This window comes from Streptomyces lycii, from assembly GCF_009735685.1.
Lineage (GTDB): Bacteria > Actinomycetota > Actinomycetes > Streptomycetales > Streptomycetaceae > Streptomyces > Streptomyces lycii.
Window position 1 is genome coordinate 20,444 of the sequence record NZ_WHPN01000283.1, and the last position, 26,697, is coordinate 47,140.

Sequence of the window (26,697 nt, forward strand, 5' to 3'; positions counted from 1 at the left end):
CCCGGCCGCCGGTCGGTGTCGCACCGTCCGAACCGGCCGCCGGGCGGGGCCCTCAGCCGGCCACGGGTGCCGCCAGCGTGTCCTGGATCAGCGTGTACGGGGGCCGCGGGACCAGGTAGAAGTGGTCACCCCGCACCGTCCGCTGCCGGAATCCGCCCCGGGTCAGCTCCCGCCACGGCCGCCGGTCGGCGTCCGCGTCGGCGTCCCCGGCGATCGCCGTCACCGGGCAGCGCAGCACCGGTTCGGCGGACGGGCCGTAACCGTGGAACATCCGGCCGTCGGCGCGGACGTACGGCAGGACCAGTTCCTGGAAGTCCGGGTCGGCCGCCAGCTCGGGGTCCGTGCCGCCGAGCCGGAGCAGCTCAGCGACGACCTCGGCGTCGTCCTCCGCCTCCAGCGCCCGCTGCTCCTCCTCGGTGGGCGGCGGCGGGTACGGGGCGTCGCGGGACCCGGAGGCGAACAGATGCGCGACGGTGACGCCCCGGGCCTCCAGTGCCCGTGCCGTCTCCAGCGCCACCGCCGCCCCCATGCTGTGCCCGAACAGGGCGACGGGGCGGTCGGCCACCTGCTCCACCGCGTCCGCGACCGACCGCGCGAGCACCCGCAGGTCCGTGGGGACCGGCTCGGCGATCCGCTCGGCCCGCCCCGGGTAGCGCACGGCGAGCACCTCCGTGCCCGGCAGCCCGGCGGCCCAGTCGCGGAAGAAGGAGGCGGAGCCCCCGGCGTGCGGGAAGCAGACGAGCCGCTGCCGCGGGTCCGGGACGGGGCGCGCGCACTGCAGCCAGATGCCGGCGTCCGTCGTCACTTCGCCACCCCCTGCTGCGCCCGCTGCCGCCGTGCCCGCAGCGCGTCGGCCCGGCGGGTGGACGCCCGCCCGGCGTCGGAACCGGCCCCGCCCGCCCCGCCGCCGTCGCGGATCAGCGCCCGCTGCTCGCTGACGGTGGTGTGCCGGAAGAGCGCGACGACCGCCGGCCGGTGGCCCGTATGGCGTTCCAGGGCGTCCTGGAGCCGGAACATCGCCAGCGAGTGGCCGCCCATGTCGAAGAAGTTGACCTCCGTGGGCACCTCCCGCACCCCGAGGACCTCCGCCCAGGCGGCACTGATCCGCGCGGTGAGGTCGTCGGCGGACCCGGAGCCCTGCGCGGGCGCCGGTGCCTGCTCCCGCGCGGGTGCCGGGGCGGCGTCCGCCTCGTCCGCGCGCTCCCGCAGCCGCGCCCGGTCGGCCTTGCCGTTGACCGTGCGCGGAAAGTCGCCGAGCACGGTGATCCGTGCGGGCACCATGGCGGGCGGCAGCCGGTCGGCCAGCTGCTCCCGCAGGGCGGCGGCGTCCGGGGCGGACGGCGCGATCACGAATGCGGCCAGTCCGGTGCCCGTCCGGTTCGGTACGACGACGGCCTCCCGGACCCCGGTCAGCGAGCACAGCGCGGTCTCCACGGCGCCGAGTTCGACCCGGTGGCCGCGGATCTTGACCTGGTGGTCGCGGCGGCCGAGGAAGGCGAGGGTGCCGTCGGCGTTCCAGCGGGCGAGGTCGCCCGTGCGGTACATGCGCGCCCCCTCCCGGCCCTCGAAGGGGTCGTCGAGGAAGGCGGCGGCCGTGTCGGCGGCGCGGCCGTGGTAGCCGCGGGCGACCCCGGCGCCCCCGATGTACAGCTCGCCCCGCTCGCCCGGGGGCACCGGGCGCAGGGCGTCGTCCAGGACGTAGAGCCGGGTGCCGGGGACCGGCCGCCCGACGGAGACCGGCCCGGGGGTGTCGTAACGCCGGTAGCTGGCCCAGACGGTGGCCTCGGTGGGGCCGTACTCGTTGACCAGGGCGACACCGTCCGGGTGCAGGGCGAAGTGGCGGTCGATCAGGGCCTGCGGGAGCGGTTCGCCGGCGACGATCACCGTCTCCAGCGAGCGCAGCCGGTCCAGGCCGGCGCGTTCGGCGGCGTCGAGCAGCACGCCGTACAGGGACGGCACGCACAGCAGCCGCGTCACCCCGTGCCGGCCGACCAGCTCCGTGAGCCGCGCGGGGTCGCGGACCTCGTCGGCGCCCGCGACGACGAGCGTGCCGCCCGCGGTCAGGGTCCCCCACAGGCCGGCCACCGAGGAGTCGAAGGCGAGCGGCGACACCAGCAGGAACACCGGCTCGCCCGGGTAGACCAGGCGGCGGGCCAGCGTGGAGGAGGCGAGCTGGCGGTGCTCGACCACGACACCCTTCGGCTCACCGGTGCTGCCGGAGGTGTAGATCAGATACGCGGGGTCGTCCCCGGTGACGCGGACCGGTGGCGGGGCGGCCGGTAGGGCGCCCTCCCCGGAGTCGCCGTCCCCGGCGGCGGCTTCGGCGGTGCCGGGCCGCCCGCCGTCCCGGGCCGCCGCCGCCCGCGGGTTCCGGTGCGACGGGTTGCGGGAGCCCGGCCCGTCCCGGTGCTCGGCCGGGACGACCGGCACACCGGTCCGCCCGGCGCGCGGCGCGGTCTCCTCTGTGGCCACCACGGCGGCGGCCCCGGCGTCGGCGAGGACCGCGGCGATCCGCCGGTCCGGGTTCGAGGGGTCCACCGGGAGGTACGCGGCCCCGCTCCGCATGACGCCCAGCACGGCGGCGACCATGGCCGTCGAGGGCTCGGCGAGCACCCCGACGCGGGAACCCCGGCCGACGCCCGCCTCGGCGAGCCGGCCGGCGATCCGGGCGGCCCAGGCGTCGAGTTCGGCGTAGCTGATGGCCTCGCGGCCGCTCCGTACGGCCGTATGCGCGGGGCGCGACCGGGCCAGAGCGGCCACCTGTTCGTGCACGGCGGGGCGGCCTCCCGGGGGCAGTGGTGCGCCGCGTCCCGGTGACAGCGGGTCGCCGGCGGGGCGGCCGGTGTCGCCGCTCCGGATGCGGCTCGCGATGTCGGTGTCCAGTGGTGCGGTCATCGGTACTCCTCTGCTGGGCGTCGGATGCCGGCGCGGCGTGCGTGACACCGCGCGTGCGGTGAGGGGATGAGGTCGGTGAGGTCGGTGAGGTCGGTGAGGTCGGTGAACTCGGTTCGGGCGGTGGCGGATCGGGGGCGGCGGGGTCCGTGGCGGCGGGGGCGGACGCGGGCCGGGGCGGTCAGGCGGCGGGACGGGGACGGGTACGGCCGGCGCGCCGGTCGGCGGCCAGGAGCAGTCCGGTGGCCAGCAGGGTGACGACGCCGAGGGTGCTCCAGTACGCGCTGCCGTCGCCCGCGGCGTACAGGGCGAGGAAGAGCGAGCCGCCGGTGAGGGCGCCGAGCGCCTCGCCCGCGGTCCAGCACAGCTGCCGCAGGTTGAAGGCCTCCAGGCTGGAGCCGATCGGCAGCCCGGCGAAGGCGGTGCTCACCATGGGCCCGAACACCATTTCGGCGACCGCGAACACCGCCACCGCGAGCACCGCGCCGAGGACGGCGGGCAGCCCCAGGCCGAGCACGACGAGGGAGACGCCGAAGAGCAGGTTCGCGCCGCCGAGCAGGACCAGGGGGGTGGCCCCGGACCGCAGGAACCGGGCGGTCACGGCGGTCACCGCGGTCTGGAGCAGCACGATCGCCACGGCGGGGCCGGCGACGAGCGCCGAGCGCAGGGCCGCCGAGGTGAACTCCTCGCCGACGTACAGCACGAAGGCCGAGTAGAACTGGGCGTAGACGAAGGTGCCGAGGAAGCTGACGGCCACCATCCGCGCCATGTCCGGGGTGCGCGCGACACGGAGCAGCACCTGCCGGCCGACCGGCCAGCCACCGGAGGTGGGCGGCGGCTTCCGGCCGCGCGGGACGCCCGGCAGCAGGGTGACGGCGGCGGCCGCGTAGCAGAGCGAGACGACGGCCATGAGCGGCCGCGGATCGGTCGAGGCGTAGAGCAGGTTGGCGACGAACGGGCCGAGGGCCGCGGCGGCGTTGACGGAGATCTGGAGCAGCGAGAAGACCCGGTTGCGGCCGATGTCGTCGCTGATCACCTCGGCGATCAGTACCCGGGAGAGCAGGAAGTGGGTGCTCACCCCGAATCCCGCGAGGATCACCAGCCCGCACAGCGCCCAGTCGGCGCCCGCGTAGGGCAGCAGGCCGAAGGCGACCGCTGAGGTCAGCAGGGCGCCGGCCATGCCGTGGGCGTAGTCGAGCCGGGCCAGCAGGCGGCCGGCGAGGGTGGCGGACAGCCCGGCGGAAGCGGTGTAGCAGAACAGCCCGATGCCGACCACGGCCGTGCCCGATCCCGGTGAGCGGGCGGCGAGCAGCAGGCCGAGCACGGGGATCACGCTGAACAGCCCGAGGCTGCCCAGCAGGGTCTCGGCGGTCAGGGCCGCGGTCGTCCGCCGCGGTGCCGACGGGCCGCTGCCGGGGTGCTCCGCCACGGACGCCGCCGGGCGGGGCACCGGGGTTGGTCGTTTCACGGCTGGCTCCCTCGAAGCCGACTGGCTCCCTCGAACAACGGGACGGGCAGCATCTTGCCAAGGAAGACACACTATTGGCAATATTTGGAAACCAGCAAGGTAAATGATGTCAACTCAAGGGAGACTCTCCGTGCGGACCGCTCCTTACGGAACGTGGCCCTCTCCTGTATCCGCCGCCGAAGCGGCCGCCGGGGAGGCCCTGATCGAGTGGGTCGGCTTCGTCGGTGACGAGGTGTGGTGGGTCGAGAGCCGCCCCGGGGACGGCGGGCGCAGCGCGCTCGTCAGCGGCACCCCGGGCAATACACCGGTCGATGTGCTCGGCCCCGAGTGGAACGTACGCACCAAGGTCATCGAATACGGCGGGCGGCCCTGGCTGCCGCTCGGACCGGAACCGTCGGCGGGTTTCGTCTTCACCCACTGGGACGACCAGCGGGTGTACCGGGCGCTGCCCGGACGCGGCCCGGAGCCGGTCAGCCCCGCCCCGGACCACCCCGCGGGCACCCGCTACTGCGACTTCGCCCGGGTCGGCGACGAGGTCTGGTGCCTGCGCGAAGAGGCCACCGGCCCCGCCGGCACGGAGGTCCGCAGGGACCTCGTCGCCCTGCCCCTGGACGGCGCAGCCGCCACGGACCCCGGGCGGGTACGGGTGCTCGCCGCCAGCCACCACTTCATGACCGGCCCGAAGGTCTCCCCCGGCGGTGACCGGGTGGTCTGGATCGGCTGGGACCACCCGACGATGCCCTGGGACGCCACCGACCTGATGTGCGCCCCGGTCGCCGCCGACGGCACCCTCGGCCCCCCGCGACGCGTCGCGGGCGGGGACGGGATCTCCGTCACCCAGGCCGAGTGGGCCCCCGACCAGCCCGGAGTGCTCTACGTCCTGAGCGACCCCGGCGGCTGGTGGAACCTCCACGAACTCCGCCCGGACGGCACCACCCGGGCGCTGTGTCCCCGCGCCGAGGAGTTCGGCGAGCCGCCGTGGCGCATCGGCAGCCGCTGGTTCGTTCCCGCGGGCGGCGGACGGCTGTTCGTCACCCACGGCACCAGCGAGCGGCGGCTGGCCGTGCTGGACGCCGACGGCTCCCTGCGCGACATCGGCGACCCCTACACCGAGTGGTCCCACCCGGCGACCGACGGCACCCGGGTCGCGGGTGTCGCCGCCGGGCCGCGCCTCCGCCGCCGGGTCGCGCTGGTCGACCCCGGGCGCCCCGGCGCGACCGGCCTGCGCCCCGCGGAGCTGCGGCACGCGGACCATCTGCCCGAGGGCCGGCACACGGTCTTCCGCGGCACGGACGGCGAGGACGTGCACGCCTTCGTCTATCCCCCGCACCACCCCGGCTACCGGGCGCCCGCCGGGGAACTCCCGCCGTTCCTGGTCCAGGTGCACGGCGGCCCGACCACCCGCAGCCAGCTCGTGGTCGACTACCGGATCGCCTACTTCACCAGCCGCGGCATCGGTGTCGTGGACGTGCAGTACGGCGGCTCGACCGGCTTCGGCCGTGACTACCGCGAGCGCCTGCGGGAGAACTGGGGCGTCGTCGACGTACGCGACTGCGCCACCGTCGCCCGGGGCCTCGTCGAGCGGGGGCTCGCCGACCCCGGCAGGATCGGCATCCGCGGCGGCAGCGCGGGCGGCTGGACGTCGGCGGTGTCGCTGGCGGCCGAGCCGGAGCTGTACCGCGTGGCCGGCATCTACTTCCCGCTGCTGGACCCGGAGTCCTGGCGCGGGCCCGGCACGCACGACTTCGAGTCCCGCTATCTCGACAGCCTCATCGGCCCCTGGCCGGAGGCGGCGGAGCGCTACGCGCGGGTCTCACCGCTGCGGCAGGCCGACCGCATCCGCAGCCCCTTCGTCATCATGCAGGGCCTGGAGGACGCGATCTGCCCGCCCGTGCAGGCCGAGCGCTTCCTGGCGCGGCTGGACAACGGCGACGGCACCGTCCCGTACGCGTACCTCGCCTTCCCCGGGGAGCAGCACGGCTTCCGCCGGGCGGAGACCGTGATCGCCTGCCTCCAGGCCGAACTGTCCGCCTACGCCCAGGTCTTCGGCTTCGACCCGCCGGACGTGCCCCGGCTGGACCTCTCACCACGCTCCTTCCCGGGCTCCGCCCAGGACCCGGAACCCACGCCCGGCGCCACCGCGCCGACCCCACCGGCCACTTCCGCGCCCACCACGACATCCACCCCTGCGGCCGTCCCGGCGCCCGCGCCCGCGCCCTTTGGTGACGGGACCGGCCACGGCACTCCGGAGGCAACGACATGACACGACGGGTCCTGCTGATCGGCTGGCGGCCGGACGCGGTGGCCGCCCTCCAGCACCTGGGAGCCGAGGTGACCTGTGTGCTGACCCCGCCCGAGGACCGCGACCGGCGGCGGGGGCGGCTGCTCCCCGACGCCGCGGTGGTGCCCGTGGAGGATCCGTCCGGCGTCGAATCGGTGCTGGCCGGGCTGGTCCGCCGCGGGCTGTCCGCCGCCGACTTCGACGTGGTCTGCAGCCAGGCCGAGTTCACCCTGGTCAACACGGCGGTCCTGGGCGGCGCACGGAGCGGTACGACACCCGAGGACGCCCTCGCGCTGCGCGACAAGGACCTTCAGAAGCGGCGGATCCGCTCGGCGGGACTCCCCGTCGCGGACTTCCGGCACCTGGTCCACGCCCGCCAGCTCACCGGCTTCCCGCACACGCGCGGCGTCCTCAAGCCGCTCGCCAGCTCCGGCACCCGCGGCGTGCGCTCCTGGCAGAGCGCGGAGGAACGCGCCGGGGTCGCCCGCGACACGGAGCGGTCCGGCGCCACCGGCCCCTGGCTGGCCGAGGAGTGGATCGACGGCGCCGAACTGCACGTCGACGGCGTCGTCCGCGGCGGCCAGGTCGTGTTCGTCTCGGTCGGCCGCTATCTGCAGAACGTCCTCGCCATCCGACAGGGCGGCATCGTCGCCTCCGTCGTCCGGCACCCCGCGCACCACGAGCAGCTGTACGCCCGGGCGCGGGAGTTCGCCGAGCGGGCCATGAAGGCGCTCGGGCACCACGACGGGGTCTTCCACATGGAGGTCTTCGACCAGGGCGACCGGCTGGTGTTCGGGGAGTGCGGCGGGCGCATACCCGGCGGCTCGTTCGACGAGATGATCCGCCGCCAGCACGGGGTGGACCTGCACGGCGAGTGGGCCCGGGCCGTGCTCGGCCTGCCGCCCGCGGCGCGCCCGGACCCCGTGGCCGGGTGGGTGGGCGACGTCTTCCTGGCCACGGCCGCGGGCGTGGTGCGCTCGCTGCCCGCGGAGAGCGAGGTGGCCCGGCAGGAGGGCGTGCTCCATGTCGTACTGGAGGCGCGCCCCGGCGACACGCTGTCCAGCGCGCGCGAGGCGTCGTGCAGCCACGCCGGTACCGCGGTGGTGGTGGGACGGGACGAACGGGAGACGGCCGACCGCATGCGGCGGCTCGCGGCCTGGTTCGCGGAACGGGCGGTGATCGACCCGGCGGCACCCTGACCCGGCCGGCCCTGAGCCCTCCCGACCGGTCCGGCACCGGGCCCCGGTCCGGCACCAGCCCCGGACCGGCCGGGACGGACCGGCCGGGACGGACCGGTAGCGAGGGAGGGGCGGCGGGAGGGACGGACACACCGGCTGCCGAACGGACCGTTTCCGGCGGAACCGCCAGTGGCCGAACACCCTCCCACCCGACCGCTCTTCACCCGCCCGCTTCCCACCCGACGGCTCCCCGGCCGACCGCTCTTCACCCGACGGCTCCCCGGCCGACCGCTTCCCACCCGACGGCTTCCGCCCGGACCGCCGCTGACCGGACCACGGCTGACCGGGCCATCACCGAACGGGCAGCCGCCGCCCGGGCAGCCGCTGCCAGGAGCCGCCGGCGACCGGGCGGCCGGCGACCGGACCGCCCACCGGCCATACCGCCGACCGGGCCCCCGGCCCGCCGAGCCGCCCACCGGCCGCCGGCCCGCCCATCGCCCCCCGACCGCCGGGCCGCCCCCGGGCGGGCAGCTGCCCCGGCGCCCACACCCGACGGAACGCCCGCGTCCGGGCAGACTGGAGAGAGAACGTGCACACCACACCGTCGGCACCGCCCCGGCTGCTGCTGCTCGGCGGCGCGAACCCGCTGCCGTCGAGCGTCGACATCGTCGGGCTCGCGCTGGACCAGGCGCGCAGCCGCGGCATCCGCACCCATGTCACCCACCGGGCGGAGATGCTCGCGTCGACCCCGCGGATCACCGAACGGGCCGACGGCGCCTCGGCGGTCGACCCGGAGGACGCCGGTGCCTGCCTGCGGTGGGCCCGGGACCGCCTCGCCGCGGGCGACCGCTTCGACGCGGTGCTGGGCCTGCGGGACACCGTGCTGGACGCGACCGCCCGGACCGCCTCGCTGCTCGGGGTACCGGGCAACGAACCCGCGGCCGTACGCCGTACCCGTAACAAGGACGCCTGCCGGGAGGCGCTGGCCCGGGCGGGGTTCCGGCAGCCGGCCGTGCGGCTGTGCGGTACGGCCGACGAGGCGGCGGCGTTCCTGGCGGAGTCGGCCGGACCGTGGGTGGTCAAGCCGCGGGACGGCATGGGCAGCGTCGGCGTGACGAAGGTGAACGGCCCGCGGGAGCTGCCGGCGGCGCTCGGCGCGCTGCCGGACCGGAGCCCGTTCCTGGTGGAGGAGTTCGTCACGGGAGCGGAGTTCAGCGCGGAGGGTGTCTTCCTCGGCGGCCGTCCGCGGGTGCTCGCCGTGACCGCGAAGGAGTTGCTGCCGCCGCCGTGCTTCGTGGAGATCGGGCACGTGCTGCCCGCGGAGCTGCCGGAGGCGGCCCGGCGCGAGATCGAGGACCGGGTGTGCGCCGCGCTGACCGCCCTGGAACTGCGGTTCGGGGTCTTCCACGTGGAGTTGTGGCTGACCGGGGACGGCGTGGTGCTCGGCGAGGTGCACGTACGGCCCGGCGGCGACTGGCTGCACTCGCTGCTGACGTACGCCGTTCCCGGTCTCGAACTGTTCGGGCTGCTCTACGACGACCTGCTGGGCCGCCCCGTGCGGCAGGACCTCGCGCCGACGCGGGCGGCGGCGGTGCGCTTCCTCGCCCCGGCCCCGGGACGGCTGGTCCGGGTCCGGGGCTGGGAGGAACTGCTGGCCCATCCGGCGGTGCTGCGCGCGGAACTGACCGTCACCCCCGGCACGGTCCTCCCGCCGGTACGGCACTCCGGGGACCGGGCGGGGTTCGTCGTCGTCGGCGCGGACACCCCGGCGGGGGCACGCCGGCTGGCGGAACGGCTCGCCGCATCGGTGGACTTCGTCGTCGAGCCGGCGCGGGCGGCCTGAGCGGAGGCCGCTCCCGGGTGCGTCGGGACGGGGACCTCCGCGGTCGCCGGGGCACGGACGACCTCCGCGACAGCCGCAGGGCACACCGACTCCGCGACAGCCGCAGGGCACACCGACTCCGCGACAGCCGCAGGGCACACCGACTCCGCGACAGCCGGAGCGCAGACGGCCTCCGCGACAGCCGCAGGGCGGACGATCTCCGCTCCGGACGTCGCGGAGGTCGTTCCGCCCCGGCGAGGCGTCCGCCCCGGCCGAGGCGGAAGCGCGCCTCCGGCCGCCCGGGCAGCACTTGTTCCCCGGCGACCGGAGCGAAGGTCACTCCCCGGCGGACCGGGCAGCGCTCACTCCCCGGTGACCGGGGCAGCACTTGTTCCCCGGCGACCGGGACGGACGTCATCCCCGGTGACCGGGACGGAGTTCGGGCCGCCGTCGCAGGGACGGAGGCGGGCCGCCGTCGCTGGGACGGAGGCGGGCCGCCGTCGCTGGGACGGGGGTCACTCCGCGGTGGTCGGTGTCGTCTCCTGGAGCCAGCGGGCGCTCTCCAGGGTCTCGGCGAGAAGGCGCCAGATCTCGGCGGCGAGGTCGATGTTCGCCGCCTGCCTGGCTTCCTCGCCCAGCTCCTTGAGCCGCTGCAGCCCCTTCTCCTGACGGCCCTCCAGGATCATCAGCCGGCTGTCGAGAATGCTCAGCCTGACCCGGTCCCGGTATGTCAGCAGCAGTTCGCCGCCGAGCAGTTCGTCGTGCGCCGCGCGGGCGTCCTCCAGCCGGCCCTCCTGGAAGGCGAGGTGCGCCTGGAGGGTCAGCAGCTCCTGGCGCAGCCGCGGGGTGCCGACGAGCGACAGAGCGGTCTCCGCCTCCCGCAGGCAGTCGCGGCTGCGGTCCGTGAGCGGCGGGGTGATCTGGAGGTAGAGGGAGGCCGCGGCCAGCCTCAGCCGCAGCCACAGGATCAGATCGCTGTGGCTGTCCAGGATGCCCAGGGCCCGTTCGAGGTGTTCCCGGGCCCCGTCGTGGTCGCCCTGCCGGAAGCGCACCGTGGCGGCCGACCAGAGTGCCTCGGCCTTCAGGGTGTCCGTGGCGTCCTCCACCAGGCCGACCAGCTCGTCCACATGCGTCCGGGCGTCGGGCAGCCGCCCGACCTCGGCCTCGACCGAGACCAGGGTCAGCAGTGCCTGTCCGATGTCCGGCACGGAGAGCTTGGCCTCCTGCTTGGCCAGCTGGTACGCCCGCTCGGCGACGCCGATCGCCCGGGTCACCTCACCCAGCGACCGCAGACAGCGGGCGAGCTGGGTGAGGGCCCGGCACTGGAGCTCGGGGAGGCTCAGCTCGTCGGCGATCCGCGTCAGCTCCTCCAGACAGGTCTGCTCCTTGCCGTGCTCGCCCTGGAACCTCCAGTAGCGGGCGACGGTCCAGAAGGCCTGCCAGCGCAGCAGCGGATCGGCGTCGTCGGCGTCCTCCAACGCGGTGATGACACCCTCGACCGCCTGGTCGTTGTCCGTGGAGTTCGCGATGCTCAACGCCTGGGCCAGCGAGTCCCCGCTCTGCGGAAGATCGAAAGCTGAGCGGTCCACGCCCAGCTGTTCCGCGAGGTAGGTGATCACCCGGTCCGTGGGTTGCCGCGCACCGGACTCAAGTCGTGACAAGTATCCGGTGGAGATCTTGTCTCCCGCGAGAATCGCCTGGGAGAGTCCGCGCTTCTTCCTCAGTTCTTTGAGGCGGCGCCCGAAGTACGGCTGTTCGGTCATACGCATCTCGCTATCCACATGCCCGGATGTGACGTCAGGCCAGCCGGCCACACCTCCGTCACATCTGCACAGAGGACCAACAGGCTGATCATTCCAGAGGAAGCATAGCACCCGTTTCTCCGGCGCGGCAAGAAACATTGCCCGACGAATCGCCAAGTAACTTACATCTTTCCGCACCCCTTCCAGATACATTTCGGCAAACTTCTTGGCAATATATTGCCTAAGCCTTGTCACATCGCTAGGTTGGACCCGCCTTTGGCCGGTGCCCGACTCAGGAGGGATGCCGATCCGGGCCGGGCTCCGACGACCACCGACACGGATAGGAGTTCGACTGCATGACACCATCGACCACGCTTCCGCGCGCCGGCGCGACGCCCCTGGACGGCGATCAGCTCGACCAGTTCGCGCGCCTCGGTTACCTCGTCCTGCCCGGTTTCCTCCCCGACGACCTGGTGTCGCGGCTCGTGCCCGAGGTCGACCGCTGGGTCGACGAGGGCCTCCGCACCCAGTCCATAGCCTGCTGCGTCGAACCACAGCTCCACGGCAACCCGCCGGTCCTGGAACTCGAACTGGAGGCACACGGGGAACTCATCGCCCACCCGCCCCTGATGGACGCCATCACCCAGCTGATGGGTGCGGAGTTCGTCTTCCACCACCTGCACAGCGACCGGCAGCCGCCCGGCATCGCCGGAAAGCCCTGGCACCACGACTACGAGCAGACCCCGCAGACCGACCGTACACACCCCATGGTGCACGCCCTGCACTACCTCGACGGGCTCGACGAGGACACGTCGTCCCTCGCGGTGCTTCCGGGGTCGCACCACGAGGTGGCCGAGAAGAACGCCCGCGCCCACCTCGGCACCGGCCGGTTACCGGGAGAGGTCGTCATCGACAGCCTGCCCCGGGGCTCCACGGTCGTGCTGCACTCCGCGCTGTTCCACGCCCGGCGCCCCCGGCCCGACGGCCCCGGCAAGGACCGGTACTTCGTCGACGCCTCGTACTGCCGGACCGGGACCCTGTGGCCGCCGGTCAAGCCGTACTGGCGGCACATGCTCAGCCGGGCCAGGGAACTCGGGCTGGACCGCGGCCGGTGGCCGGAGCTCTTCGCGGAGCGCCACTTCACGGAGTACGCCCGGCCCTCCTGAGCCCCGCGTGCCACGACCCGGCGGGGCGCGACCTCCACGGGTCGCGACCCCGCACGTCAGACCCCTGCATGCCACGAGAGGAGGGGGAATGCTCTATTCAGGAGTGTCCTGGCACACCGGCGGCTACCACGTCGAGGTGCTGGACGGCGACGGCCGGCGGGCGATGCCGCCGGCGGAGTTCACCGCCGGCCGTGCCGGAGAGCTGATCGCGTATCTCCGGGCGGTCGGCGAACGCATGGTCACGGTGGTGGAGAGCACCAACGGAATTCTCGACGGCCGCCTGATGGCCGCGGGCCTGGAGGTGTACCGGGCCGATCCGCATCTGCTGCCCGAACGCCCGCTGTTCGGTTCGGTGTCCGCCACCGACCTCGCCCACACGGCGCGGCGGAACCTGGACCGGCTCACCCGGCTGGAGAGACGGCGCGGCACCCAGACGGGGCGGGAGGCCGAGCTGGACGCGTGGATCGTGTCCAGCTCGGCGGAGGTGGACACGGCCGTCATGGAGGGCCGCTGCCTCAGCCACGGTGAGCGCGACCGGCCCACGGTCGCGCTCACGTTCGACGACGGTCCCCTGCCGCCGTACACCGGCCAGATCCTCGACATTCTGGAGCGCTACGGCGTGCCGGCGACGTTCTTCTGCGTCGGCATGCACGCCCGGGCGTACCCGGAGGAACTGGTCCGGATGCGCGAACAGGGCCACGCCCTCGGAAACCACACGTGGTCGCATCCGTTCCTTCCGGAACTGACCCGGTCGCAGCTCACCGAGCAGCTCGACCGCGCCGGCGAAGCCATCGCCGGGGCGAGCGGGGGCGGCGTGCCGTCGCTGTTCCGCCCGCCGTACGGGGCACGGACCCCGCAGGTGATGGAGTGGCTGGCCGCGGCGGGACCGCGGATCGTGCTGTGGGACGTGGTGCCCGACGACTGGTCGATGCCGGGGGCGGAGAGCATCGCCGCGGCCGTGCTCGACCAGACACGGCCGGGTTCCGTGGTGCTGCTGCACGACGGCGGAGGCGACCGTTCGCAGACGGTGGCCGCGCTGCCGCCCGTCATCGAGGGGTTGCTGACACGCGGTTTCCGCTTCGTGCCGGTGCACGAGCTGCTGCCCGCGTCCCGCCGTCAGGCGGAGCCGGGACTGACCGCGGCCGCTTCCTGACACCCCGCGGCGCCGGCACCGTCCTCCGACGGTGACCGGCGCCGCACCCTTCCGCGGTGCCGGCGACCGCGCAGCGGACCGGCACCGCCCGTACCGCACAGGAGTGCCAGTGACCATCACCCATTCCACTTCCACCCGGACAACCGAGACACCACCGGGACCGAAGCCGCCCCGGGCGGACCGGGCACAGACTCCGGATCAGACGGATCCGGCACAGCCGGACCCGGCGCAGGCACGGACGGACCAGGCACAGCCGGATCCGGCGCAGGCGGCGCAAGCACAGGCGGCGCAGACGACGGAACAGGCCGCGGTGGGGACCGCGGTGCGGACCACCGTGCAGACCGCGGTGCGGACCGCGAACTGGGCCGGCAACGTCACGTACGGCTCACCGCGCATCCACCGCCCGCACAGCCTGGCCGAGCTGCGAGGGCTGGTCCGCGACCACGCCCGCATCCGGGCGCTGGGCAGCGGCCACTCGTTCAGCCTCGTCGCCGACTCCGACCACGACCTCGTGCGCCTGGACGGTCTGCCGCCGCACGTCGACGTCGACCCGGGGCGGGCGACCGCGACCGTGACCGCGGGCATGCGCTACGCCGAGGTCGCCGTAGCGCTGGACCGCGCCGGATGGGCGCTGCCGAACCTGGCGTCGCTGCCGCACATCTCCGTGGCGGGCTGCTGCGCGACCGGAACCCACGGATCCGGGAACCACCGGCGCTGCCTGGCGGCCTCCGTACGCGCCCTGCGGCTGCTCGGCCCGGACGGCGACCTGGTCGAACTGGGCCGCGACACGCACCCGGACACCTTCCCGGGAGCCGTCGTCGCCCTCGGCGCGCTCGGGATCGTCACCGGGGTCACGCTGGACATCGAGCCGCGCTACGAGATGACCCAACGGGTGCGCACGGACGTACCGCTGGACGAGGTGGCCGACCGGTTCGACGCCGTGTTCGCCGCGGCCACCAGCGTCAGCGCGTTCACCGACTGGCGCAGCGGCCGGGCCGACGTCTGGCTCAAGCACCGGACGGACCGGCCCGCGGGCGACTGGCGGGGCGGCCGCCCGGCGACGGCCCCGCGGAACCCGGTCCCGGGCATGCCCCCGGAGTTCAGCACCGAGCAACTCGGGACGGTCGGCCCGTGGTTCGAGCGGCTGCCGCACTTCCGCCCCGAACTGACGCCGGGCGCGGGCGAGGAACTCCAGTCCGAGTACTACCTGCCGCGCTCCTCGGCCCCGGTCGCGCTGGCCGCGATCAGATCCGTCGGTGACGTGGTGGCTCCGCTGCTGCACATCGCGGAGATACGGACGGTCCGCGCGGACGACCTGTGGCTGAGCCCCGCGTACGGAAGGGACTCGGTCACGTTCCACTTCACCTGGGTCAACGACCTCGAAGCGGTGCGGCCGGCCATCGCCGCGGTGGAGGGGCAACTGCTGCCGCTGGGCGCACGGCCGCACTGGGGCAAGCTGACCGGCCTGACCCCGCGGGAACTCGGGGCACGTTACGAGCGGGGCGCGGACTTCGGCCGCCTGGCCCGGTCCATGGACCCGACGGGCAAGTTCCGCAACGCGTTCACGCAGGAACTGCTCGCGGACCTCTGAACCCCGGGACGGCGGCCGCCGGGTACAACGGCCGCCGTCCCGGCCCGGGGGTCCGGGTACCGGTAACCGCTTCCGCGGCGAATCCGGGTCACGCGACCTGCACCGGTCGCGTCGACAGGGGTCCTGGGCGGGACGACGGCCCTGTCGGCACGGGTGTCCTGAGCCGGACGACGACCCCGTCCACACGAGACCCCTGGGCCGGACGACGACCCCGTCCACACGAGACCCCTGGGCCGGACGACGACCGAGTTCGAACTGGGGACGGCGGGCAGTTGGTGGCGAGGCGTCCGACACCAGCCCGGTCCTCCCCGTCTCCGTCACCAGCCCGGTCCTCCCCGTGTCCGGCAACCCGGCCCGGGAGGTGGACGGGCGCGGCCTGGCCCTGGTCGAGACGGTTGCCGTCCGCTGGGGCGTCCAGGACCGCACCGGCCCCGGGAAACCGTGTGGGCGGAGTGCGCGGTGGCCGGCCCGGGGCCCTGAACTCCCGCAGCCGGGCCCTGACCGGTGTGGTGGTTTCTGCGGGGCCGACCGGGGAGCAACGTCCCGGGCACGGCGGGCCGCGCTGCGACGGTCCCGTTGGGAGCGGTCTCGTTGGGAACGGTCCCGGTCGCGCGGCGTGCCGGCGGCCCGAGGGGACTCCCGGCTGCGGGCGCCCCGGCCGCGGAGATCCGGCGCGGGGCGGAAACGGATCCTGCCCGGCGCCGGGGCGGGCCTTGAACCGGCACCGGGACCGGCAGTGGCAGTGGCAGTGGCCTGAGCTTGAACCGGCACGGGGTCCGACCAGCACACCGGGCCCCACCGGCACCCGGTAGGACCGAAACGGAAGCCGACCGGCGCGGAGATCCACCCGGCGCGAGGTCCGACCCACGCAGGGTCCGACCCGCACAGGGGTTCAACCAGCACGGCTTCCACCAGCAACGGGCGCAACGAGCACGGGACCCGACGTAGCTCACGAAAGACGACTGCCGGGCTCTTTCAGCGGGCGGCCCGCTGGGCCTCCACGATCCGGTGAGCAACGTTCCGCGCCTCGCCCTCGGGCTGCTTCCTCCCGGTGAATCCTGGGAACTGCCCGGCCAGCGCGCAGTTCAGCCGGAGTTTCCAGGGGGCGATGTTGACCTCGGCACGGCCTGTCCGGATGGCGCCGACCACGGCGGTGGCCACCTGCTCCGGCGACACGGTGCGCAGGCCACCGGGCACGGGCGCACCCGTATCGGCGAACATGCCCGCCTCCCCCACGAAACCCGGCTGGACGAGCGAGACCCCCACACCGGCGCCGCGCAGATCCTGCCGCAGGCTGTGCGCGAAGCCCCGCAGCCCGAACTTGCTCGCGGTGTACAGGGAGGACAAGGGCGTGGCGGCCTTGCCCGACATGGAGCCGACGAAGGCGAGATGCCCCCGCCCGACGGCGACCATGCGGGGCGCCAGCAGCCGGGCCAGTACGACCGGAGCGCGCAGGTTCACTTCCAGGGCCCGGTCGACCTGGTCGACCGTGTACTCCAGCAGGTCCCCGCTGGCGGGCACGGCGGCGTTGGCCACCAGGATGTCGGTGTCCTCGCACACGTCCGCGAGCCGCGCCACGTCACCGCGCTCGCCGAGATCGGCGGTCACGTACCGGGCCCCCAGCTCGGCGGCCAGCGGTTCCAAGGCGTCCGCCCGGCGCCCGGTCATGACCAGACAGGCTCCCGCCTCGGACAGTTGGTGCGCCAGCGCCCGTCCGATGCCGCCGGTCGCCCCGGTAAGCAGCACGGTCGCTCCGTCGATACGCATAGGGCCTCCCGTTCCCAGTCCTGACTCGGCGGTTGAGCCAACAGTACCGAAGAGGCAAGCCTGTGGCAATATGAGGCAACTCTCTTGTCAAATACTGCGCCCGCCAGGCGCTGGATCACCACCCGCTACACTGTCGGCAGCACTGCGGCCGAGCACCGGCCGCGCCGCCACGCCTCCGTAGCTCAGGGGATAGAGCACCGCTCTCCTAAAGCGGGTGTCGCAGGTTCGAATCCTGCCGGGGGCACTTCACAAGGGCCAGTTCAGGGGCTTGATCCTCTGGAACTGGCCCTTCTACGTGATCATGCACGGGTCGCGCTCGCGGCGCTGAGTCCGTTGTGGTCCCGGCCGGCCCGGGCCCTGGCTCAGCCTTCGTGGGGCGCGTTCGGGTGGGTGACCGCAGTTCACGCACCATGCCGTCCGGGTGGTGCAGGGACGGCGTTGCCCGGGCATCGCCGGACGGTTCAGCGAGCGCGGACGGCCGCGGCCGGCCGGTTGAGGTTTGGTCAACGGCTCGGAGCAGTGGCTAGCCGTGCGTCGGGTTGCTGCGCAGCTTGCGTCGTTCCCAGCGGTTGGGGTGGCGTACGACCACTCCCGCCATGCCGCCGGCCCCGGTGAGCCGGATCAGCGGAGTTCCCGGGAGCCGGTCGGGAGTGGTCTTGTCCTTCACGCCGCCGAAGCCGGGATCCATGCCGCTGGTGTCCGCGGCCCAGGCGTCGGGGATGACGATCGTGACACCAGCCGTCTCCCCGTACGCCTCCACCACGACCTCGGTGAGGCGGCACTCGGTCCGGGAGAAGTCAATCTTCACGCCGCCCATGCCTCCGCGGGCGATCACGTGCCCGGGCACCTCCCAGCGGCCGGGGCCTCGGGACGCGCCGTGCATGCCGCCCTTGAGTACCAGCGGCGGCCGGCTCTCGGAGGACTTCGGGCTGGGCAGGTCCGCGGTCAGGACGGCCAACTCGGCGTACGTCCTGGACCGCAGCGCCTGTTCCAGGCGCGCGTCCAGCTCGTCGAGATCGATCCGCCCATCGGCTGCCGCATCGCGCAGTTGCTCCACCACTGCTTCCCTGTCGTCGTGAGAAGCACGAAGCTCTGCTGACGGAGCGGGGCGCGGAGAGGGCTCCGGAGGCTGGGCGGTCATGGCCGTAAGGATAAGCAGCCGGCGCGCGGGGTGAACCCGGCGGGCCGGGACCGCACACGTCGGTTCCCGGCGGCCAAGGGGCGGTTCGGGCACTCTGCCCGGTGGAGCCTTGCCCTGTCCGCGAGTTCGCCGGTCCTGTGGCGGTCTTCGCCCGCCACTTTCGTCTTCGGGCCTCCTGCGGCCCTGTTCGTCGGCACCGCCACCTCCGAGGGCAACGACGCCACCGATGTCACCGGTGTACCGATGTCGCCGGTGTCACCGACGCAGTCGTCACAGCGGTGCCGGTCCGGCCTTCGACGGTTGTCCGCGCCTGTCCGGTGCGCGCTCCTTAGCCCCCCGCCGCTGCCCCTGCCCCTGCCCCGCCCCGATGGGAAATTCGCCTCTCCCGGTCCTCCTCCCGGTCCTCCCGGCCCCCGGCCCCGGGGCCGTCAGCCGCCGGTCGCCGTGAACTCCGCCGTCAGCAGTGACAGCAGCCTGGCCGGTGCGTCCTCCTGCAGGAGGTGGCCCGCGTTCTCGATCCAGTGCAGTTCCGCGTGCGGCAGCCTGGCGTGCAGCCACTCGGCGTACTCCGGCGGCAGGATCCGGTCCTCACGGCCCCAGATGAGGCGCACCGGCAACGTCAGGTCGCGCAGCAGGTGTTCGTACTCCGCCGTGTCCGCCTGCCTGATCTGGCTGTACTGGCGGTAGAACGCCGCCTGCCCCGCGGCACCGCGCCACGGTGCCGCGTACGCATCGAGCGCCTCGGGCCGCAGGCCCACGTGGGTCGCGTGCCGCAGATGGCTCACGACCAGCGCCTCGTGGGCGTAGTCCGGCAGCCCGCGGAACACGTCCGGGTGCTCCAGGATGAGACGGAACAGCCCTCGCTCCCACTCTCCGCCGCTCACCGCGTCGAACAGCGTGAGGTCCCGGTACCCGGCCCCTTCCAGCAGCAGGGTCCGCAGGGCCACCGCGCCGCCGATGTCGTGGGCGACGACGCTCGGGCGGGACAGGCCCCAGTGGCCGAGGAGCCCGGCGAAGTTCCGCGCGTGCGCCGCCAGGCTCAGGTCCTGGCCCCCGCACCGGTCGGAACGGCCGAAGCCGAGATGGTCGAAGACGTAGACCTTTCTGGTGCGAGCCATCGCCGGGGCGATGTCCCGCCAGAGGTACGAGGAGTACGGCGTGCCGTGCACGAGCACGACCGGGTCACCGCTGCCGAAGGCCGCCCACCGCACGGTCCCTTGGGGCGTCTCGAACTCCTCGGCCGGTGCCCATTCCATGGTTCGTTCCTGTCCGCCTCGGGTCGGCGACTCGCTGTCGCCGCCGCCGGACGATACATGGGGTCGTCGGGTACGACACGACTGCGACACGGCGTGGACGGCCTCCCGACACGGGTGCGGCACGTTCGGCGCCATGACGTCAGTTGAGACGGGTGGAGGGACGCCTGCTCCGGGAGCGCCGCCCGCCCGGGCAACGGTGAGCACCGGGACGCTGGGCGCGGGAGCATCACCGGACACCGCAACACCGGGCACGGGAGCGGCACCGGACACCGCAACACCGGACACACGAACAGCGCCGCGCACCGGAACACCGGACACACGAACAGCGCCGCGCACCGGAACACCGGGCGCGGGAGCCGTGCCGGGCACGGACGTCCCGGTCGGCGCCGGGCGCGCGGGGCGGCTGCCCGCGTTGGACGGGCTGCGTGGTGTCGCGATCCTCGGTGTACTGCTGTTTCACACCGGCCAGCTGTCCGGCGGCTTCCTCGGGGTGGACCTCTTCTTCGCCCTGTCCGGTTACCTCATCACCGATCTGCTGCTGCGCGAGACCGACGCGACCGGTACCGTCTCGCCGGCCGCCTTCTGGGCGAGGCGGGCCCGGCGGCTGCTGCCCGCGTTGGCGGCCGTACTGGCCTCGGTGACCGTGCTGGTCCGGGCGGCCGGGCCGCCGGGCCTTTTGCGTACGACCCTCGACGACGGCCCGTGGGTGCAGCTGAACCTGCTCAACTGGCATCTGCTCGCCGAGTCGGCCGGGTACTGGGACCGGTTCGGGCCCGGGCGGGTGTTCGAACACCTGTGGAGCGTCGCGGTCGAGGAACAGTTCTACCTGGTGTGGCCGGTGCTGGTGCTGGTCCTCGCCCGGGGCGGCGGGCCGATGGAGGTGCGCCGCCGGCTCGCGGTGGCCGCCGGTCTGGGCTCGGCCGTCTCCCTGGCGCTGATGATCGCGCTCGTCGACGCCGCGGACCCGTCCCGGGTCTACACCGGTACCGACACCCGGGCCTTCTCCCTGCTGCTCGGCGCCCTGGTCGCCACCCGGCCGGTGCGTGACGTGCCGGCCCGCGCGGCCGGCCGGTCGGCGGGGGCCGTGTCGGTGCTGTTGGCCGCCGGAATCGTGACGGCGTGGACGTTCGTGGACGGGACGGACTCGCTGTGGCTGTTCCACGGCGGGCTCTTCGCGCACTCACTGGCCTCCGCGCTGCTCATCGGCCTGTGCGTGCGGGCGCCTCGTACGTGGCTCGCCGTACTTCTCGCCCGGCAGCCGCTGCGGTGGTTCGGGCTGGTGTCGTACGGCCTGTATCTGTGGCACTGGCCCGTCATCGTGCTGCTCTCCCCGCATCTGGCCGGACTCGGCGAGTGGTCCCGGACCGTGCTGGTGTGCGCCGTGTCGACCGGTCTGGCCGCGCTGTCGAAGTATCTGGTCGAGGACCCGGTCCGGTACCGCGCCGGGTGGGCCCGGGGCCGTGGCGGTGCCCTCGCGTTCGCCGCGCTCATGACCGGCCTCGCCGCGCTGTGGTGGGCGGTGCCCGCCCCGGCCCCGGCCACCGTCGACATCACGCGGCTGGAGTGAGCGGTCGGTGGGCCGCCGCCGCGGCCCCACGCCCGGACACCGCCCCTCGGTGCTCCGCGGGCTCCCTCGCCACCGCGCATCCGGGGACACCGGGTTACGAGCCACCGCGCTCCGGGGCCGCGGGCTGCCGGGCTCCCGGGCCGCCCCCGGGAAGACGACCGGAGAGACGACCCGAAAGACGACCAGCCTCCGAAAAGCCGGGTCACCCGGTCACCGGACACCTCCGGTGCTTCTCCGACTCCGGCGTCGGCAGCGTGAACCGGACCTGCGCCCTCGTGTCCCGCGAGCCGCCGCCCTGCACGTGAACGCCCAGCGCCGTGCACACGATCTGGTCGATGCCCAGCGGTGTCACGTCGTCGATCGTCAACGGCACCTCGATCCGGAGGACGTCCGGCGTGCTGGTCACCACGACCCGGGGTGTCGTGGTCGGCGCGATCTCCGTACGCAGGTCCGAGTCGCCGAGCCCCGTCAGCAGCAGTTGCACCGCGTCGGAGACCGTGCCCAGGCGGCCGGTCGGCCGCAGCTGCGGCCGGAGTTCGCCCCCCGCGTCCACGAAGTACAGCGTCACCCCGGGCGCCACGCCCGTCGGGGCCTCGCCCCCGCCGGTCACCCCGGAGGGCTGGACCCCGCAGCCCGCGAGCAGCACAGCCGCTGCCGCGCACCACACGGCCACCGGTCCCGCCCGTCCTACTCGTATCGCCCGCCCTACTCGTCCCACCCGTCTCACCCATCTCACGCGGCTCACCCGGCTCATACGTCCCACCCGGCTCGCCCGTCCTCCGGGTCCCGGTCCCGCGGCAGCCGCAGGACGAACCGCGCGCCCCCGCCCTCGGCCCGGCCCGCGGTCACGTCGCCGCCGTGCAGCCGGGCGTTCTCCAGCGCGATCGCCAGTCCGAGCCCACTGCCCGGGGTCCGGGTGCGTACGGCGTCGGCCTTGTAGAAGCGGTCGAACACGTGCGGCAGCACGTCCGCGGGCAGGCCCGGCCCGCTGTCGGTGACCTCGATCCGCACCTGTTCGCGGGACGCCGATACGTGCACGCGCACCGGCGGTTCACCGTGCCGCAGCGCGTTCCCGGCGAGGTTGGCCACGACGACGTCCAGCCTGCGCCGGTCCAGCCGCAGCACGATCTCCTCCGCCGCGGTCAGTTCGATCTCTTCCAGCCAGCCCCGGGCGCGCAGACAGTCCCGTACGGCGCCGGTCACGTCGACGTCCTCCAACCGCAACCGGGCCGTACCGGCGTCGAACCGGGACACCTCCATCAGATCCTCGACGAGCCGGACCAGCCGGTGGGTCTCCGTGATCGCCAGTTCCGCGGACTCCCGCGCGTCCGCCTCCATCCCGTCCGCCGCGGTCGCCAGCACCTCCACCACGGCCGTCAGCGTGCTCAGCGGGGTGCGCAGTTCGTGGGAGACGTCGGCGGCGAACCTCCTGGCGTCGGTCTGCATCCGCCGCATCGCCGTCATCGAGGTCTGCAGCGACTCGGCCATCTCGTTGACGGTGACGGTCAGTTCGGTCAGCTCGTCGGCGCCCTGGACCGGCAACCGCGCGCCGAGGTCCCCGGCGGCCAGCCGGCGCGCGGTGTCGCGGAGATCGCGTACCGGCCGCAGCACGCTGCGCGAGGCCAGCAGCGCCAGCAGCACCGCCGGCGGCAGCGCCAGCGCGGCGGTGCTCACGGCGGACCGGGTGAGGCCGTCGGTCTGCCGCTCGACTCCGGCGAGGTCGCGTACGGCGTACACCTCGATGCCGGACGGGGAGCGCGCACCGTCCGGCGCGGTGATCGTGACCGGCGTGCCGATCAGCAGCCACGGTCGGCCGCCGGCGGTGATCCGCTGCGTGACGAGCGCGTTCCGGCTGCGTACGGCGGCGCGCAGTTCGCGGGTGACCAGACCGGTGTCGGCGCCGCCGACGGACCTCATGTCCTCGTACGTCACCAGCGTGTTCGACCCGACGGCGGCGCGCAGCCGGTCGAGGGCGGCCCGGTCCGGCGGATACCGCAGTTCGGGGACGACCGCCTCGATCCGGCCGGTGACGGCCTCGGTGAGCCGCTGCTGCGTCGAGGTGACCAGCGCGGTCCTCGCCGATCCGGCGCTCGACCAGGCCGCCGCGGCCGCCCCGAGTACGGTCACCAGCACGAACGCGACCAGCAGCCGGGCCCGCAGTCCACGTGGCCGCGGTCGCCGGGTCACACCGGCCCGAACCGGTAGCCGAACCCGCGCACCGTCTGCACGTACACCGGGGCCCCCGAACCGTCCTCGATCTTCACGCGCAGCCGCTGCACGCAGTTGTCGACCAGCCGCGAGTCACCGAGGTAGTCCAGCTCCCACACCTCCTCCAGCAGTTGCTGCCGGCTGAACACCCGGCCGGGTGCCCGGGAGAGGGTCAGCAGCAGCCGCAGCTCGGTCGGCGTCAGCATCACCGGCTCACCGCGCAGCGACACCGTCAGCGACGTGGAGTCGACGCGCAGGTCGCGGTGGACCCGTACGCCGTCGGAAGTCCCGGTGCTGCGGCGCAGTACCGCCCGGATCCGCGCGTCGAGGACGGTGGGCTGCGCCGGTTTGACGACGTAGTCGTCCGCGCCCGCCGCCAGGCCGCCGACGACGTCGAAGTCGTCACCGCGCGCGGTGAGCATGATCACGGGCACTTCGCCCTCGGCCCGGATGCGGCGGCACACCTCGAAGCCGTCGATGCCCGGCAGCATCAGGTCGAGCACCACGAGGCCGGGCGGGGCGGAGCGGAACTCCCGCAGCCCGTCCTCGCCGGTGTCCGCCGTGCGGACGTCGTGTCCGTGTCTGCTCAGCGCCAGCTGGAGTCCGCGCCGGACCAGGGGATCGTCCTCGATGAGCAGTATCGCCGCCACCCGCTCAGTATGGGCAACGCCCGGCCCGCAGACCCTTGCCGGCGGAATCCTGCGACACGTCCGCGACACAGCGGCGGAGCCCCGGGGACACGGCGGCGGCAGCGTCGTGGCCATGAAACGGACATCGGAGACCGGGGTCTCCACCCTCATGACGTCCACGACCGGGACACAGCGCCGGGTCCTGGGCCTGGCCGCGCTGCTTCTGCTCACCGCCGCCTGCTCAGGCCGGACGACCACCGCTTCCCGGGAACCCGGCGTGCCGGACGCGCCGCCGCCCGGCAACCCGGCGCTGTCCAAGGTGCTCCTCCTCGGCGACTCCATCGCGGCGGGCGAGGCGCTGCCGCTGGCCGCCGCCTTCGAGGCCGGCGGCGTCGAGTTCGAGTCGATTGCCTCCGAGGGCGGCGGAAACGTCGTCGGACCGTTCTCGGAGAAGAACTGGAAGAAGCTGCCCGGGCAGATCGCCTCCGCCGAACCCACCCTGGTCGTCCACCAGCTCACCACCTACGACTGGGGCACCCCGCAGGAGCAGCGGGCGGCGTACGAGAGGCTGCTGACCACCGTGAACCGGGCCGGGGCCGAGCTGGTGTTCGTCACCGCGCCACCGATCAGGCCCGACGACTTCTACGAGCCGCACCTGGCCGAACTGGACCGCGCCCCGGACGTCGCCCGCGCGGTCGCCGCGGGTTCACCGGGGCCGTCGGATTCGTCGGGGCCGTCGGATTCGCCGGGTTCACCGGGGCCGTCGGGATCCTCGGGCCCGCTCCGCCAGTCCGACAGGGCGGCCGGGATGCTCGACGCCCGCGCGGTGTGGGGCAGTACGTACCAGCAAGTCAAGGACGGTCGGGCGTACCGCAGCCCCGACGGCGTCCACACCTGCCCCCAGGGTGCCGCGGCCTTCACGAAATGGCTGCTCGGCGAGTTGGCGCGGTTGTTCCCCGGCTTCTCCCCCGCGCCCGCGAAGGACTGGGCCGACACCGGCTGGTCCGCGGACAAGCACTTCCAGAGCTGCTGACGAAAGAGCGTGCCGTTCATGGATCTCATACGGAGCAGGCGCGTCCACCGCCGCCTCCGGGCCGCCGGACCACCCCCGCGGCCGGGCCCGGGCCGCGTCCGGGAAGGGGGCGGCCGACGCGGGCGGCTGGTGCTCGCGGCCGTGCTGGCAGGCGTCCTGACGGGCGCGGTCACGGACTTCGGCAACGGTACGGGCTTCGGTGCCGGTACGGGCTTCGGTGCCGACACGAGCCTCGGTGCCGGTACGGACGACGACGTGGCGGAGGACGACGACGTATCGCACAACGACGCGTCCGCTTACGACGCGTCCGGCAATGAGGCGTCCGGCTACGACGTGTCCGGCTACGACATCACGATGAGCTACCAGCCGGACTCCGGCACCCTGCGCGGCGTCACAGTGGTGAGCGCCACCGCGACCGAGGCGCTGGACAGCCTCACCCTCCACCTCAGCGGGCCGGCGGTCCGCTCGGTCACGGTGGACCCGGACACGGTGCGTGCGGGGGCGGCGGACCGGGCAGCGGCGGAGTCCTTCTCCCGGACCGGCGAGAAGGACCTCGTCATCGTGCCGGCGACACCGATCGCCCGCGGCGCGGGCTTCCGGGTCCGGATCGAGTACGACGGAACGCCCGGCGCCGGATGGCTGCCCACCGAGTCGGGCGGAGCCACCGCCTTCATGGGGAACTCCAGCGCGTGGTTCCCCGCCCACGAGAACGCCCGGGACAAGGCGGACTTCCGACTGACCGCGAGCGTGCCCGAGGGCTGGAGCGTCGTATCGGTCGGCCGGGAGGAACCGGTGCGGCCGGAGCGGCCCGCATCCGCTGCGACGGCGACGTTCCGCTGGGCCGAGCCGGACGTCGACCCGGCCCATGTCGCCGTGTCCGTCGACCGCTTCACCCTCGAACGGTCGGTGCTCGCGGACGGAACCCCCGTCGTCAACGCCTACGCCGACGGCTTGCGGAAACCGGCCAAGCCACTGGCGGACCGGTTGCCGGACATTCTCACGTTCCTCTCCGGCAAGTTCGGCCCGTACCCGTTCGGGGCCGCCGGCAACGTGTTCGTCCACGTGAACGACGACGGGCCGGCGACCGCCCCGCAGACCCGGCCGGTGTATCTCGGCGCCGGCAACGAGCGGTTCATGACCCTCAATCCCGTCGTCCACGAGCAGGCCCACCAGTGGTACGGGATTTCGGCCGCCCCCCGGCAGCCGGAGGACACGTGCCTGTCGGAGTGCTTCGCCGTCTACGCCACCTGGCTGTGGGACGAGGCCGAGGACGGCGCCGACCTCGACGCCCGCTACCGCGAGCAGGTCCACGCCGAGAAGGCCGACCCCGCGTTCTGGAAGGAGCTGTACGCCCCCGGCAGGACACCGGGGATGACCCTGTACGACAAGGGGCCGCTCGCCCTGCACGCCCTGCGCCGGGAGGTCGGCGACAAGGCGTTCGACCGGCTGCTGAAGCGGTGGCCGCGGGAGAACCGCGGTGCCTACGCCGACTGGCCGCGGTTCGAGGAGTTCGCGGAAGAGGTCACCGGGCAGGACCTCACCGGCTTCTTCCGGGCGTGGTTCCGCGGCGCGGCCGTTCCCGCGGACGCGTACCTCTGGCCCGGCCCGCTCGAACCGTAGGCCGCTGCCCCTTTGACGGGAAGCGCCGGTGCTTGCCGGGAGCGCCGGCCGGGGCCCCGCCCCTCCGCCCTCGCCGCGGGAGCACCGGACCGGAGCCGAAGGCCGTCGTTTTCGCGGAACAGCGCCCACCACATCCGCGTGGACGAGCCCGAGGCCGTCGTCCGGGCCGTGCGGTACGTCACC

The 26,697-nt window shown here is 74.0% G+C and carries 19 protein-coding genes and 1 tRNA gene; 10 read left to right on the plus strand and 10 right to left on the minus strand.

Annotated features, from left to right (window positions below):
• Window positions 1–52: 52 nt before the first annotated feature.
• The 3 genes from GCU69_RS15145 to GCU69_RS15155 form a co-directional block, all read right to left on the minus strand.
• Window positions 53–805, minus strand: a complete 753-nt coding sequence (locus GCU69_RS15145; RefSeq protein WP_098755295.1) for a thioesterase II family protein — start codon at window positions 803–805, stop codon at window positions 53–55.
• Window positions 802–2,895, minus strand: coding sequence for a non-ribosomal peptide synthetase (locus GCU69_RS15150; protein ID WP_156206338.1), 2,094 nt, complete (start codon window positions 2,893–2,895; stop codon window positions 802–804). The genes GCU69_RS15145 and GCU69_RS15150 overlap by 4 nt, the downstream gene beginning before the upstream one ends.
• A 178-nt stretch (window positions 2,896–3,073) precedes the next feature.
• Complete coding sequence (locus GCU69_RS15155) at window positions 3,074–4,360, minus strand: MFS transporter (RefSeq protein ID WP_170315855.1); 1,287 nt, start codon at window positions 4,358–4,360, stop codon at window positions 3,074–3,076.
• Window positions 4,361–4,490: 130 nt separating this feature from the next.
• On the opposite strand from GCU69_RS15155, the gene GCU69_RS15160 reads away from it, so the two are divergent.
• The 3 genes from GCU69_RS15160 to GCU69_RS15170 all read left to right on the plus strand — a co-directional run bounded on the left by GCU69_RS15160 (window position 4,491) and on the right by GCU69_RS15170 (window position 9,662).
• Window positions 4,491–6,623: a prolyl oligopeptidase family serine peptidase gene (locus tag GCU69_RS15160; protein ID WP_328629998.1), complete on the plus strand. Its 2,133-nt coding sequence runs from the start codon at window positions 4,491–4,493 to the stop codon at window positions 6,621–6,623.
• On the plus strand, window positions 6,620–7,840 hold the full coding sequence (locus GCU69_RS15165) for an ATP-grasp domain-containing protein (RefSeq protein WP_098755411.1): 1,221 nt from the start codon (window positions 6,620–6,622) through the stop codon (window positions 7,838–7,840). The genes GCU69_RS15160 and GCU69_RS15165 overlap by 4 nt, the downstream gene beginning before the upstream one ends.
• Before the next feature lie 568 nt (window positions 7,841–8,408).
• A complete protein-coding gene (locus GCU69_RS15170; protein WP_098755354.1) occupies window positions 8,409–9,662 on the plus strand; it encodes an ATP-grasp domain-containing protein in 1,254 nt (417 codons plus the stop codon).
• 494 nt (window positions 9,663–10,156) lie between these two features.
• Here the strand turns inward: GCU69_RS15170 and GCU69_RS15175 are convergent, their stop codons facing one another.
• Window positions 10,157–11,404 carry a tetratricopeptide repeat protein gene (locus GCU69_RS15175; RefSeq protein WP_098755353.1) on the minus strand — a complete coding sequence of 416 codons (1,248 nt, stop codon included), beginning with the start codon at window positions 11,402–11,404 and terminating at the stop codon, window positions 10,157–10,159.
• A gap of 335 nt (window positions 11,405–11,739) precedes the next feature.
• On the opposite strand from GCU69_RS15175, the gene GCU69_RS15180 reads away from it, so the two are divergent.
• The 3 genes from GCU69_RS15180 (at window position 11,740) to GCU69_RS15190 (ending at window position 15,293) form a co-directional block, all read left to right on the plus strand.
• Window positions 11,740–12,549 (plus strand): phytanoyl-CoA dioxygenase family protein, encoded by an 810-nt coding sequence (locus GCU69_RS15180; RefSeq protein WP_156206340.1) that lies wholly within the window; start codon window positions 11,740–11,742, stop codon window positions 12,547–12,549.
• Window positions 12,550–12,637: 88 nt separating this feature from the next.
• The gene (locus tag GCU69_RS15185) at window positions 12,638–13,702 is read left to right on the plus strand and encodes a polysaccharide deacetylase family protein (RefSeq protein WP_156206341.1); all 1,065 of its coding nucleotides are present in this window, start codon (window positions 12,638–12,640) and stop codon (window positions 13,700–13,702) included.
• 334 nt (window positions 13,703–14,036) lie between these two features.
• The gene (locus GCU69_RS15190; RefSeq protein WP_156206357.1) at window positions 14,037–15,293 is read left to right on the plus strand and encodes a D-arabinono-1,4-lactone oxidase; all 1,257 of its coding nucleotides are present in this window, start codon (window positions 14,037–14,039) and stop codon (window positions 15,291–15,293) included.
• A 975-nt stretch (window positions 15,294–16,268) separates the two neighbouring features.
• Here GCU69_RS15190 and GCU69_RS15200 read toward each other — a convergent pair.
• Complete coding sequence (locus GCU69_RS15200; RefSeq protein ID WP_098755350.1) at window positions 16,269–17,060, minus strand: SDR family NAD(P)-dependent oxidoreductase; 792 nt, start codon at window positions 17,058–17,060, stop codon at window positions 16,269–16,271.
• 171 nt (window positions 17,061–17,231) lie between these two features.
• Here GCU69_RS15200 and GCU69_RS15205 point away from each other — a divergent pair.
• Window positions 17,232–17,304, plus strand: a tRNA-Arg gene (locus GCU69_RS15205).
• 279 nt (window positions 17,305–17,583) lie between these two features.
• Here the strand turns inward: GCU69_RS15205 and GCU69_RS15210 are convergent.
• Both GCU69_RS15210 and GCU69_RS15215 read right to left on the minus strand, forming a co-directional pair.
• Window positions 17,584–18,201 (minus strand): DUF1707 SHOCT-like domain-containing protein, encoded by a 618-nt coding sequence (locus tag GCU69_RS15210; RefSeq protein WP_098755349.1) that lies wholly within the window; start codon window positions 18,199–18,201, stop codon window positions 17,584–17,586.
• 428 nt (window positions 18,202–18,629) lie between these two features.
• Window positions 18,630–19,457 carry an alpha/beta fold hydrolase gene (locus tag GCU69_RS15215; protein WP_156206342.1) on the minus strand — a complete coding sequence of 276 codons (828 nt, stop codon included), beginning with the start codon at window positions 19,455–19,457 and terminating at the stop codon, window positions 18,630–18,632.
• A gap of 358 nt (window positions 19,458–19,815) precedes the next feature.
• Between GCU69_RS15215 and GCU69_RS15220 the strand changes: the two genes are divergently transcribed.
• On the plus strand, window positions 19,816–21,024 hold the full coding sequence (locus GCU69_RS15220; protein ID WP_235978493.1) for an acyltransferase family protein: 1,209 nt from the start codon (window positions 19,816–19,818) through the stop codon (window positions 21,022–21,024).
• Between the two features lie 202 nt (window positions 21,025–21,226).
• Here GCU69_RS15220 and GCU69_RS15225 read toward each other — a convergent pair whose 3' ends face one another.
• The 3 genes from GCU69_RS15225 to GCU69_RS15235 all read right to left on the minus strand — a co-directional run bounded on the left by GCU69_RS15225 (window position 21,227) and on the right by GCU69_RS15235 (window position 23,882).
• Window positions 21,227–21,697 (minus strand): hypothetical protein, encoded by a 471-nt coding sequence (locus tag GCU69_RS15225; protein ID WP_156206344.1) that lies wholly within the window; start codon window positions 21,695–21,697, stop codon window positions 21,227–21,229.
• A 77-nt stretch (window positions 21,698–21,774) separates the two neighbouring features.
• Entirely contained in the window at window positions 21,775–23,211 is a 1,437-nt protein-coding gene (locus GCU69_RS15230; RefSeq protein ID WP_156206345.1) for a sensor histidine kinase, read from the minus strand.
• A complete protein-coding gene (locus GCU69_RS15235; RefSeq protein ID WP_098754828.1) occupies window positions 23,208–23,882 on the minus strand; it encodes a response regulator transcription factor in 675 nt (224 codons plus the stop codon). Before GCU69_RS15235 ends, GCU69_RS15230 begins: the two co-directional genes overlap by 4 nt.
• A gap of 112 nt (window positions 23,883–23,994) precedes the next feature.
• Between GCU69_RS15235 and GCU69_RS15240 the strand changes: the two genes are divergently transcribed.
• Together GCU69_RS15240 and GCU69_RS15245 are read left to right on the plus strand one after the other, a co-directional pair.
• A complete protein-coding gene (locus GCU69_RS15240; RefSeq protein ID WP_218037930.1) occupies window positions 23,995–24,894 on the plus strand; it encodes an SGNH/GDSL hydrolase family protein in 900 nt (299 codons plus the stop codon).
• Window positions 24,895–24,912: 18 nt separating this feature from the next.
• Window positions 24,913–26,514, plus strand: a complete 1,602-nt coding sequence (locus GCU69_RS15245; protein WP_156206347.1) for a M1 family aminopeptidase — start codon at window positions 24,913–24,915, stop codon at window positions 26,512–26,514.
• The last annotated feature ends 183 nt before the right edge of the window (window positions 26,515–26,697 follow it).

What these genes read in the sequence shown, in the direction of transcription:
- GCU69_RS15150 (WP_156206338.1), bottom strand. Translation starts at nt 2,895, where the DNA reads ATGACCGCACCACTGGACACCGACATCGCGAGCCGCATCCGGAGCGGC.
- GCU69_RS15165 (WP_098755411.1), top strand. Translation starts at nt 6,620, where the DNA reads ATGACACGACGGGTCCTGCTGATCGGCTGGCGGCCGGACGCGGTGGCC.
- GCU69_RS15175 (WP_098755353.1), bottom strand. Translation starts at nt 11,404, where the DNA reads ATGACCGAACAGCCGTACTTCGGGCGCCGCCTCAAAGAACTGAGGAAG.
- GCU69_RS15180 (WP_156206340.1), top strand. Translation starts at nt 11,740, where the DNA reads ATGACACCATCGACCACGCTTCCGCGCGCCGGCGCGACGCCCCTGGAC.
- GCU69_RS15185 (WP_156206341.1), top strand. Translation starts at nt 12,638, where the DNA reads ATGCTCTATTCAGGAGTGTCCTGGCACACCGGCGGCTACCACGTCGAG.
- GCU69_RS15200 (WP_098755350.1), bottom strand. Translation starts at nt 17,060, where the DNA reads ATGCGTATCGACGGAGCGACCGTGCTGCTTACCGGGGCGACCGGCGGC.
- GCU69_RS15210 (WP_098755349.1), bottom strand. Translation starts at nt 18,201, where the DNA reads ATGACCGCCCAGCCTCCGGAGCCCTCTCCGCGCCCCGCTCCGTCAGCA.
- GCU69_RS15215 (WP_156206342.1), bottom strand. Translation starts at nt 19,457, where the DNA reads ATGGAATGGGCACCGGCCGAGGAGTTCGAGACGCCCCAAGGGACCGTG.
- GCU69_RS15240 (WP_218037930.1), top strand. Translation starts at nt 23,995, where the DNA reads ATGAAACGGACATCGGAGACCGGGGTCTCCACCCTCATGACGTCCACG.
- GCU69_RS15245 (WP_156206347.1), top strand. Translation starts at nt 24,913, where the DNA reads ATGGATCTCATACGGAGCAGGCGCGTCCACCGCCGCCTCCGGGCCGCC.